The organism is Geobacillus uzenensis (assembly GCF_002217665.1).
In the GTDB taxonomy this organism is placed as follows: domain Bacteria; phylum Bacillota; class Bacilli; order Bacillales; family Anoxybacillaceae; genus Geobacillus; species Geobacillus subterraneus.
Map to the genome: position 1 here is coordinate 265,757 of NZ_NEWL01000005.1, position 11,049 is coordinate 276,805.

General features: G+C 43.2%; 8 protein-coding genes. All 8 read left to right on the forward strand.

The window, feature by feature from the left end; all coding sequences use genetic code 11:
• The first annotated feature begins 7 nt into the window (after positions 1 to 7).
• The 8 genes from B9L21_RS06675 to B9L21_RS06710 all read left to right on the forward strand — a co-directional run bounded on the left by B9L21_RS06675 (position 8) and on the right by B9L21_RS06710 (position 10,921).
• Entirely contained in the window at positions 8 to 3,352 is a 3,345-nt protein-coding gene (locus B9L21_RS06675; RefSeq protein ID WP_089134993.1) for a GH36-type glycosyl hydrolase domain-containing protein, read from the forward strand.
• Positions 3,353 to 3,494: 142 nt separating this feature from the next.
• Positions 3,495 to 4,478: a LacI family DNA-binding transcriptional regulator gene (locus B9L21_RS06680; RefSeq protein WP_063165723.1), complete on the forward strand. Its 984-nt coding sequence runs from the start codon at positions 3,495 to 3,497 to the stop codon at positions 4,476 to 4,478.
• A gap of 42 nt (positions 4,479 to 4,520) precedes the next feature.
• Positions 4,521 to 5,894: a sigma-54 interaction domain-containing protein gene (locus tag B9L21_RS06685; RefSeq protein WP_413229268.1), complete on the forward strand. Its 1,374-nt coding sequence runs from the start codon at positions 4,521 to 4,523 to the stop codon at positions 5,892 to 5,894.
• A 238-nt stretch (positions 5,895 to 6,132) separates the two neighbouring features.
• Positions 6,133 to 6,819: a CoA transferase subunit A gene (locus B9L21_RS06690; protein ID WP_063165725.1), complete on the forward strand. Its 687-nt coding sequence runs from the start codon at positions 6,133 to 6,135 to the stop codon at positions 6,817 to 6,819.
• A 29-nt stretch (positions 6,820 to 6,848) separates the two neighbouring features.
• Complete coding sequence (locus tag B9L21_RS06695) at positions 6,849 to 7,508, forward strand: CoA transferase subunit B (protein WP_023633765.1); 660 nt, start codon at positions 6,849 to 6,851, stop codon at positions 7,506 to 7,508.
• Between the two features lie 22 nt (positions 7,509 to 7,530).
• Complete coding sequence (locus B9L21_RS06700; RefSeq protein WP_063165726.1) at positions 7,531 to 8,850, forward strand: GntP family permease; 1,320 nt, start codon at positions 7,531 to 7,533, stop codon at positions 8,848 to 8,850.
• 58 nt (positions 8,851 to 8,908) lie between these two features.
• Entirely contained in the window at positions 8,909 to 9,712 is an 804-nt protein-coding gene (locus B9L21_RS06705) for a 3-hydroxybutyrate dehydrogenase (protein ID WP_413229269.1), read from the forward strand.
• Positions 9,713 to 9,745: 33 nt separating this feature from the next.
• Positions 9,746 to 10,921: a thiolase family protein gene (locus B9L21_RS06710; RefSeq protein ID WP_063165728.1), complete on the forward strand. Its 1,176-nt coding sequence runs from the start codon at positions 9,746 to 9,748 to the stop codon at positions 10,919 to 10,921.
• Positions 10,922 to 11,049: the final 128 nt, after the last annotated feature.

The following is an 11,049-nucleotide window of genomic DNA, read 5'->3' on the forward strand; positions in this document are numbered from 1 at the left end:
GATAAAGATGGCGATGATAGCAGATTCAACATTTAACATCGAAGCGGGAGATTACCGATTTACTTTTTTGAATAGTGGCGACCTTTGTGTAGCAACGCATAAAACAACGATGATTAATCAGGTGATGGCTAACCCGATCGATGGATCATTGAACAATCTGTATTTGCGGATACACAACGATTCTGGTATAAGAGTGTTTCCGCTGTTGGGAATTCGCTCTGAAAGCAAAGTAGGTTTTTCAAATTCCCAAGTTTTTTGGGAAGGAAAGATTCATCACATTCGTTATCGTGTGATCTTTACCCTTACAGAACAGGGAGTTTGGTTTTGGGATGTGACTGTTGATGGTCATGATGCAGAAATCGATATCATTTATGGCCAAGATTTAGGCCTTGCTGATAAAGGTGCTGTTCGAACAAATGAGGCGTTTATATCGCAATATATTGATCACAAAGTATTTAAAGACGAGCATAAAGGATTTGTTGTCTGCTCCCGTCAAAACTTGCCTCAACATGGATCTTTTCCTTATATACAGCAGGGGGCTTTAACAAAAGCCGTTGGCTATTCAACAGACGGTTTCCAATTTTTTGGGTTGTCATATAAGGAAACCAATGAACCTGAAGCATTGACAAAGGAAACTCTTGCTAATGAAGTGTACCAGTATGAGTTCGCTTATATTGCCTTGCAATCTGAGAAGGTAAAATTAAAAGGGGAAGCACGATTTGTTTTTTATGGTCTTTTTAAAGAAAATCATCCTTCAGCCGTTACTTCCTTAGAGTATGGAAAGGAGATATTCGATGCCTGGGAATGTGTAAATGCTAAAGGGGAAACAGCTGTTCAAGTTGTGGATAAGATAAAAATTTCCTCTGTTTTCGGAGCACCTTTGAGATCGGAGTCAATGACAAAAGAAGAAGTGGATCATTTCTTTCCCAAGCGTTATCAGGAAGAATGGGATGGAAACCAACTGCTTTCCTTCTTCACGGAAACATATGAGCATGTTGTTTTAAAGAAAAAAGAATTGCTTGTTGAGCGGCCACACGGTCATATTATTCTATCTGGAAAAAATACAAAACGGTCATCCAACATCATGACGTCGACATCTTATATGTACGGGGTGTTTAATTCGCAAATTGCTGTTGGTAATACATCGTTCAACAAAATGTTAACGAATACCCGTAATGCGTTGAACGTCATGAAGACACCCGGTCAACGCATTTACGTAGAAATAGATGGTGTATACCGTTTATTAACCATGCCATCGATGTTTGAAATGGGATTTAACTATGCACGGTGGTTTTATAAAACGACAGACGATTTGTTGATTATTACGAATTATACAACGGTTGATGCACCAGAAGTGCATTTGCATGTCCGCTCTGCCAGCGGCAAAGCCTATCGTTACCTTGTTACGAACCAAGTATCGATGAATAACCATGAATACGAAGTACCGTTCCTGATGAAAACAAAGGGGCAAACGATTTCGTTTTATGCGGATCAAGCATCGGATAGTGCTAAAACATATCCTAACTTATGTTATCAGTTGCAGGTATCTGGTGCGGATGTTAAGGTCGCGGATGAACGAAAGTTTGCATCAAACGTTTTGCCGCAGTCTGCTTCTCTTGTTGTTCTGGACGTAAGTGCAACGAGTGAGTGGACAATAACAATCCAAGGCCTTCTTGACGGTAAGGAAATGCCTTTTGTTGGACGGAAGGCGGAAACAGAAATTGAATGTTATCGTGCCTTTTATCAAACAGTCATGAACGGGTTTTTCTTATCCCAGAATGGGGAAGTAACGGATGAACTGAGAAGAGTGAATGCTCTTGCTTGGTGGTATACACACAATATGTTTGTTCATTATTTAGTTCCACGCGGACTCGAACAATATACTGGGGCTGCTTGGGGAACGAGGGACGTATGTCAAGGGCCAACCGAGTATTTGATGGCAGCCCAACATTACGGAGCAGTTCGCGATATTTTAAAAACCGCATATTCTCATCAGTATGAAAACGGCAACTGGCCACAGTGGTTTATGTTTGACGAGTACTCTCGGGTTCAGCAGGAAGAAAGTCATGGCGATATTATTGTTTGGCCATTGAAAGTGTTGGGGGACTATTTGATTGCAACGAAAGATTACGGCATTCTGCAAGAAAGGGTTCCTTATACGAAACGAGACAGTTTCGAGTTTACAGAAGAAACGGCTACTATATGGGAACACGTCAAAAAAGCGATTGCCTGCATTAAACAACATTTTTTACATGGGACGCATCTATCATCGTACGGGGATGGCGACTGGGATGACACACTTCAGCCGGCTAACGCTCAACTGAAACAATATATGGTAAGTAGTTGGACGGTTGCATTAACTTACCAAGCTTTTCGTCAGTTATCGCGCGCTTTAGTAGATGTGGATGGAGAAGAGGCGACACAACTTAAAGCATTGGCTTCGGCAATCGAGGCAGATTTTCATCGCTATATACTGTCATCAGAAGTAATTCCGGGGTTCATCTATATGGAGAAACCGGGGAAAGTAGAGATGATGCTTCATCCCGACGATGCAAAAACAGGAATTCACTATCGTTTGATTCCGATGACCCGAGGAATCATCAGTGAATTGTTGGCACCAGAACAGGCAGAAGCTCATTATCAACTTATCAAGGAGAAATTGTATTTTCCAGACGGTGTTCGTTTGATGGATCGGCCTGCTAGGTATGATGGAGGCGTAAGCACTCATTTTAAGCGTGCCGAACAGGCAGCTAATTTTGGTCGGGAAGTTGGCCTTCAATACGTCCACGCTCATATTCGTTTTGTCGAGGCGATGACGAAACTAGGAAAGGCTGAAGAAGCATGGAACGGCTTATCAATTATTAATCCAGTAGGAATTCAAGACGTTGTGCCGAATGCAGAACGACGGCAAAGTAATGCATATTTCAGTAGTTCAGACGGAAAATTTAACACGCGCTATGAAGCGCAAGAGCAGTTTGACCAATTGCGTGAAGGAAAGATACCGGTAAAAGGCGGCTGGCGTATTTATTCAAGCGGTCCAGGGATATATATGAATCAGTTGATTTCCCATTGTTTAGGAATTCGTCTGTTGGCAGGTGATCTCGTCATTGATCCGGTACTACCGCAAAAGCTTGATGGGCTCGAGTTTCATTTTAAGTGGATGGGGCGTCCAGTTACATTTGTTTATCATCTTCGCGGTCAATATATAAATCGTGTTGTCGTTAATGGCCGGGATATTGAAGCACAAACCATGACAAACCGTTATCGTAACAGCGGTGTTCGAATTAGCCAACAAGATCTCAACGGCTTACTAAGAGAGGATTCGAATATCATTGAGATTTTTATGCAGTAACGTTTGAGCGGTCTTGATAGGGCCGCCATATTTTTTGGGGAATCAGGGAGAGAATAGAAGCGATCTGGATTTGTATAAAAAATTAAGTAAACAATGTATAATATATGGAAAGAGTACGTGGGTTAGATAGGAGAGAGTTTTGATGGTTAGTATTAAAGACATTGCGAAAAAAGCGGGAGTTTCTATATCAACAGTTTCTTATGCTTTGAACGGCAGTCCGAAGGTAACAGAAGAAACGACCGCGAGGATTTTAGCGATTGCGAAAGAATTGAATTATGTGCCGAACGCAGCGGCGCGAACATTAAAAAAACGGGAAACAAAAATTATTGGCGCTTTTTTAACTAATTATAGCGGGGCATTTTATGGTCAGCTGCTGCAAGGGATGCTTGAAACTTTGGAGAATAACGGGTATGAACTTATTGTCTGCAGTGGTAAACAGTCACATCGTTTTTTGCCGGAACGAATGATTGATGGCGCTATCATTTTAGATCAAACGTTTTCCAGTGAAGAATTGCTTAACTACGCCGACCGTGGACATAAACTAGTCGTTCTGGATCGAGAACTGGATCATCCAAACATTAGCCAAGTATTGCTTGATAATAAAGCTGGCGCTACCTTGGCAATGGATTATTTAATCGAGAGGGGCCATCGTAAAATCTATGTTGTTACAGGACCGAAGGGTTCATATGATTCTGATCAGCGTTTGAAAGCCGTCAGGCAAGTGATCGAACGCCATCCGCATATCGATTATACAGAGATTGAAGGGGACTTTCATAAGCCGTCTGGAGAACGTGCAGCACAGCAAATTATCGAGAAGTATGACCAACCAGTTGCAGTCTTTTGTTTAAACGATGAAATGGCGATTGGTATGTACAACTTTTTGGATAAGACAGATTATAAAGTCGGTGAGCATATTCACATTATCGGTTTCGATAACATTGAAGTGTCTCGTTATACTCGTCCTCGTCTAGCAACCATTGAATATTCAAAGCGCAAATGGGGCTCTATTGCTTCCGAACATCTATTGAAACTAATTGCTGGTGAGCCGGTAGAGCCTGAGAGAATTTATGTTACCCTAATTCCAGGAGAATCGGTGCAAATAGTAGATGGAACTGTTGGAAGTTAAAAAATGGATGGGCAAACAAAGGGGTAAAAGTGGGGGAGGGAGATGATGGAGAACAAATCTACAGTCTTTCAGAACGAAATGCTGAAAACTATTATTGACAGTGCTCATGAGGGAATTGTCGTTGTGGATGAAAAAGGAAAAATCATTTATATAAATAAAAGTTATTGCGAGTTTTTGGAAAAAGAGCAGGAAGAAGTTATCGGCAAGCACGTAACGGAGGTGATTGAAAATACGAGAATGCATATTGTTGTTCAAACCGGAAAAGAAGAGATGGCTGATTTACAATATATAAAAGGAAACTATATGATTGCCAACCGTATTCCCATTGTGATCAATGGGAGAATCGTCGGAGCGGTCGGAACAGTTATTTTTCGCGATGTTCATGAATGGAAACGGATGAATAGCCATATTAAAAGTTTGTTATTGCAATTACAAACGTATTTAGAGGAAAGGAACGAGGACAATGGAGCGAAATATACATTAAGAGATATTGTTTCCCAATCAAAACAAATGGAAATGTTAAAGGAGCGAGTAAAACGTATTGCTGATAGTGACGTTTCGGTGTTGATTCGCGGGGAAAGCGGCACGGGTAAAGAGTTGTTCGCCCATAGCATTCATCAGTTAAGCAGCCGAAGTCATAAGCCGTTTATCAAGGTCAACTGCGGTGCTATTCCCGATCACTTATTGGAATCAGAACTGTTTGGCTACGAAGAAGGAGCCTTTACTGGAGCGAAAAAAGGCGGAAAAAAAGGAAAGTTTCAATTAGCTGATGGCGGAACGGTTTTTCTTGATGAAATTGGCGATATGCCGTTGCATATGCAAGTGAAATTGTTGCGCGTTTTGCAGGAGAAGGAGATTGAACCGGTGGGGGCAACAAAAACAGTTCCCGTCGATGTCCGAATTATCGCTGCTACCAATCGGCCCTTGGAAAAGTTGATCGAAGAAAAACGGTTCCGTGAAGATTTATACTACCGTATTAATGTCGTGTCGATTTTCATTCCTCCTTTGCGTGAGAGGCCAGAGGATCTCAGCGCATTGGTGCATCATTTCGTGAATAAGATCAGCAAGCGCTTGGGAAAACGAATCACAGCCATTGATGAGAACGTATGGCATATTTTTTCTCAACATTCATGGCCGGGGAACATCCGTGAACTTGAAAATGTCATGGAAGTGGCTGTTCACTTTGCTGAAGGAGAAACGATTACCGTTGAAGCATTACCGGAGTATTTAAGAGCCAATTCCGTATATCAATTGCAAGGAAAAACACTAAAGCAGCTGCTTGAAGAAACGGAGAAGGCAATTATCAAAAAAAGTTTGTCGCTTCATCAGAACGATAAAGTAAAGGCAGCTGAGGCTTTAGGCATTAGCAAGTCAACGATGTATGAGAAGATAAAAAAATACGGTCTGGATGGTTAGTTTTCCGGAATCTTGGAATTTGTTCCGAGATTCCGGATTTTTTGTGTGAACAACATACAAGTGAAGTAGTGTTTGGGTAAGGAATAAAGTTTTTATTGAACAAATGTCCGAGTTTTTGGAATAAAGAAAGAGATGTTGAACTCGTTATTCTGTCTGCTCTTAATATATTTTGTTGGCATCATTCTTGCTTGTATAAGTGAACGAAGAAATCAATAACACATAGGGAGGTAAAACACCAATGAAGCAAGTACATTCGTCTTTTATCGAGGCGGTGAAAGACATTCCAGATGGGGCAACGATTATGGTTGGCGGCTTCGGTCTTGTCGGCATTCCGGAAAACTTAATTCTCGCGTTAGCGGAAACCGGTGTCAAGGATTTAACGGTTATCTCCAATAATTGCGGTGTGGATGACTGGGGACTGGGATTGCTCCTCAAAAATAAGCAAATTAAGAAAATGATCGCTTCTTATGTTGGAGAAAATAAAAAGTTTGAACGCCAAGTTCTCAATCAGGAAATAGAAGTGGAATTAATTCCCCAAGGAACGTTGGCGGAACGTATTCGCGCTGGTGGGGCCGGAATTCCAGCCTTTTATACTCCTGCCGGAGTTGGCACTCCGATTGCCGAAGGGAAAGAAGTCCGAGTATTTAACGGCAAAGAGTATATTCTTGAAACAGCGTTAGTTGCTGACTTTAGTTTAGTGCGTGCGTGGAAAGGAGATAAAATGGGGAACTTGATTTACAATAAAACAGCGCGCAACTTTAACCCGATGATGGCGGCAGCAGGGAAAGTTACGATTGCAGAAGTGGAGGAACTTGTGGAAATTGGAGAATTGGATCCGGATCACATTCATACGCCGAGCATTTATGTACAACGATTAGTAGTTGGAAAACAAGAAAAACGGATTGAACGTCTAGTTGTTCGCTAGTATGTCAAAGAAGGGAGCAAGTGAAAACAATGAATAAACAATCCATTCGTGAAAGAATTGCCAAGCGTGCTGAACAGGAGATTGAAAACGGTTTCTACGTCAATTTAGGGATTGGAATACCAACTCTTGTCGCCAATTTTATTCAATCGCATAAAAAGGTGGTGCTGCAATCTGAAAACGGATTGTTAGGGATTGGACCTTACCCTCTCAAGGATGAGGTAGACCCCGATTTAATCAATGCCGGGAAAGAAACGATAACGGCTATTCCCGGAGCTTGCTATTTTAGCAGTGCCGAATCATTTGCCATGATCCGTGGCGGTCATATCGATGTAGCTATTTTAGGAGGAATGGAAGTTTCGGAAGAGGGTGATCTTGCTAATTGGATGATCCCTGGAAAAATGATTAAAGGCATGGGAGGAGCGATGGATCTAGTGCATGGAGCGAAAAAGATTATTGTTGTTATGGAGCATGTTAGCAAGGATGGAAAACCGAAGATTGTGAAAAAGTGTAGTCTTCCGTTGACAGGAAGGAAAGTGGTCAACCGCATTATTACCGAAAAAGCGGTTATAGACGTGACCGAGAATGGCTTGAAGTTAGTAGAAATTTTGGATGGAAGTAGCGTCGAAGAGATTCAATCTCTGACAGAACCAACATTGATTATCGATGAAACGCTTTTTATTCAGGCATAATTTTGTCTAGGGGTGATCGGGGATGTGGAGCATGATCGGTCTAATTGGGGGATTGGCATTACTCATTTATTTAACCATGAGAGGAATGAATTTATTTATTGCTGCGCCACTATGCGCATTCGTAGTGGCTGTTTTCAGCGGATTGCCGCTCTTTCCGCAGTTGGTTGGCGGAGGGGAAGCCAATTTAGTCGGAAATTATATGACGGGATTCTCAAGCTTTATTCAATCTTGGTATCTAATGTTTTTATTAGGTGCTATTTTTGGTAAATTAATGGAAGACAGTGGGGCGGCTCATAGCGTTTCGAAATGGATTGTGGATAAGTTGGGAATGAAGCATGCAGCGTTGGCCATTGTGATTGCTTGTGCCGTTTTAACATATGGAGGAGTCAGCTTATTCGTCGTGGCATTTTCTGTTTATCCGATGGCTGTGAGTTTGTTTAAGCAAGCTAATTTGCCGCGCCGCTTTATTCCAGCAGCCCTTGCGTTTGGTTCTGTGACATTTACGATGACGTCAGCGGGGTCTCCCGAAATTCAAAACTGGATTCCGATTGAATATTTAAAGACGTCTCCATATGCTGGATGGGAAGTCAGTCTCATCGTTGCAATTTTTATGGCTTTGTTCGGCTACTGGTGGTTGAAGAAAATGATCGATAAAGCAGTGGCGAGAGGGGAGAGATTTGTTTCTAGATTAGGCGACCCGGTCGAAGAAGGCCAAGAACTGCCTCATCCCGTTCTCGGTCTCATTCCGCTTTTGGTTGTATTAGTGATTTCGTTTGTGTTTCATGATTCCTTAAAACAATCGGCACTCATTGTGGCTTTGCTTGGTGGTGTCATCGCTACGTATGTATGCAATTATAAGTATTTCAAAAATTTTGAAAATGCTGTATCTGAGGGAACGATCGGAGCATTAATCGCCTTAGGGAACACAGCGGCGGTGGTTGGGTTTGGCGGCGTGGCGAAGGCTGTTCCTGCCTTTCACACAGCGGTAGAAACGATTACGAGCATTCCGGGCAGCCCATTAATTGGGGGAGCTATTGCGGTTAGTGTCATTGCAGGAATGACGGGTTCAGCATCTGGAGGACAGGCTATTGCGTTGCCGCTCATCGCGCCGCACTATCTGGATATGGGAGTCAATCCGGAAGCGCTGCATCGTGTGGTTGCCATTTCTTCTGGAGCACTCGATTCGTTGCCGCATAACGGATATGTAGTTACAACGATTCGAGCGATTTGTGGGGAAACCCATCAGGATGCCTATAATGCGGTAGGGGCTTTAACCGTGATTGTTCCTGCGCTAGGGACGGTGTTGGCAATCATTTTATTTTCCCTTGGTTTAGGAATCTGAAGAAGTGCACAAAAGGGAAATGTCGTTTTATTGAAAGGATAGAGGGCATCACGCTTAGATGAAACATCGGTGGGGGGATCAGATAGTGGTAAAAGGAAAAGTAATGTTGATTACGGGAGCAGCGAGCGGAATTGGGTATGAAATGGCGAAAACCTTTGCTGAAAACGGCAGTAAAGTTGTGCTCACAGACATCCATAAAACAGCCATGGAGAAAGCGGCTGAATCGCTGCAAAATAGCGACTATGAGGCGATTGGCCTGAAGTGCGATGTCACGTCTGAGGAAGAGGTTAAAGCGGCCTTGGATGAAACGTTGAACCGATTCGGGCGGATTGATATTCTGATTAACAATGCAGGATTGCAGTATGTAGCCAATATTGAAGATTTTCCAACGCAGAAATTTAAACAGCTTGTTGATGTTATGCTCGTAGCCCCATTCATTGCTATTAAACATGTTTTTCCAACGATGAAACAACAAAACTATGGCCGTATTATTAACATCGCCTCCATTAACGGCTTAGTCGGTTTTGCTGGAAAAGCAGCATACAATAGCGCGAAGCACGGGGTCATTGGTTTAACAAAGGTGGCGGCCCTTGAAGGAGCACCGTATGGAATTACGGTTAATGCTCTATGTCCCGGATATGTCGATACACCGCTTGTCCGTAACCAATTGAGTGATTTAGCGGCTGCCAGAAATGTTCCGTTAGAAAAAGTATTGGAGGAGGTCATTTATCCGCTTGTGCCACAACGGCGTCTGTTGTCGGTTGAGGAAATTGCAAACTATGCGCTGTTTTTAGCGAGTGAACAAGCAAGAGGTATCACCGGGCAGGCGGTTGTCATCGATGGCGGGTATACGGCACAGTGAAGATGTTATGTGATGAGGGAGGAGCGATACAGAATGAGAGAAGTGGTCATTACAGCAGCCGTGCGCACACCGATTGGAACATTTGGCGGCGTCTTTAAAGACCTGTTGCCAACAGATTTAATTGTTCCTGTTTTAGAGGAAGCAGTAAAGCGCAGCCAAATTGAGAAAAGCGAAGTAAACGAAGTGATTTTGGGGCATTGCATTCAGAGGACGGATATACCTAATACAGCAAGAACGGCTGCCTTGCTAGCCGGATTTCCTCATACAACAACCGGTTTTACGATTCAGCGCCAGTGCGCTTCTGGAATGCAAGCGATTATTTCGGCGGCTATGCAAATTGAAGTCGGGCTGAGCGATGTGGTCATTGCCGGCGGCGTGGAAGCCATGAGTTCTAGTCCGTATATAGTAAAGCAGTATCGTTGGGGGGCGCGTTTACAGCACCAGCAAGTCTATGATAGCGTTTGGGAAGTTCTTGAGGACCCCATTCACCATGTGATGATGGGGGAAACGGCCGAGAATCTTGCCGAACAGTACGGGATCACAAGGGAAGAGCAGGATGAGCTGGCGTTGTTAAGCCATCGACGAGCTATTTTGGCGATGGAATCGGGATACTTTGATTCTCAAATTGTTCCGATCACGGTAAAAACACGGAAGGAAGAGATAGTTGTAACGAAAGATGAGCATCCACGAGCCGATGTGACGAAAGAAAAATTGGCTTCTTTAAAACCTGTATTTCGAAAAAATGGAACGGTAACAGCAGGGAATGCGTCGGGAATTAATGACGGTGCTGCTGCGCTTGTGCTCATGTCCGCCGAGTATGCGCAGCAACGAGGAATCCAGCCGCTTGCGAAAGTAGTTGGTTATGCTGTTGCCGGAGTGGATCCTCTAGTGATGGGACGCGGTCCGGTTCCAGCGGTACAAAAAGGATTAGAAAGGGTAAATTGGACGTTAGCGGAAGCCGATTTAATTGAAATCAATGAAGCATTTGCTGCTCAGTATTTAGCTGTAGAAAGGGAACTGCGTTTAGATAGAGATAAAGTGAACGTAAACGGAAGCGGCATCAGCTTGGGACATCCGATTGGATGCACAGGAGCGCGTATTGTCGTCAGTCTTATTCATGAGTTGCAGCGCCGTCAGCTTGAAAAAGGAATTGCCTCTTTATGCGTGGGCGGTGGAATGGGAACGGCGGTGTTTATTGAGGCTTTGTAAAGACTGGGCATAATATTTGTAAGGTGTTCCTAGAGTCAAAAATCGAACAACGAAGGGAGTCCAAAAGCGTCTGCTTTTAGGCTCCCTTGATCTATTTTTTGTTTCTTTCTCCTTTGTGGAGCAATTCA

What these genes read in the sequence shown, in the direction of transcription:
- B9L21_RS06675 (WP_089134993.1), top strand. Translation starts at nt 8, where the DNA reads ATGGCGATGATAGCAGATTCAACATTTAACATCGAAGCGGGAGATTAC.
- B9L21_RS06680 (WP_063165723.1), top strand. Translation starts at nt 3,495, where the DNA reads ATGGTTAGTATTAAAGACATTGCGAAAAAAGCGGGAGTTTCTATATCA.
- B9L21_RS06685 (WP_413229268.1), top strand. Translation starts at nt 4,521, where the DNA reads ATGATGGAGAACAAATCTACAGTCTTTCAGAACGAAATGCTGAAAACT.
- B9L21_RS06690 (WP_063165725.1), top strand. Translation starts at nt 6,133, where the DNA reads ATGAAGCAAGTACATTCGTCTTTTATCGAGGCGGTGAAAGACATTCCA.
- B9L21_RS06695 (WP_023633765.1), top strand. Translation starts at nt 6,849, where the DNA reads ATGAATAAACAATCCATTCGTGAAAGAATTGCCAAGCGTGCTGAACAG.
- B9L21_RS06700 (WP_063165726.1), top strand. Translation starts at nt 7,531, where the DNA reads ATGTGGAGCATGATCGGTCTAATTGGGGGATTGGCATTACTCATTTAT.
- B9L21_RS06705 (WP_413229269.1), top strand. Translation starts at nt 8,909, where the DNA reads ATGAAACATCGGTGGGGGGATCAGATAGTGGTAAAAGGAAAAGTAATG.
- B9L21_RS06710 (WP_063165728.1), top strand. Translation starts at nt 9,746, where the DNA reads ATGAGAGAAGTGGTCATTACAGCAGCCGTGCGCACACCGATTGGAACA.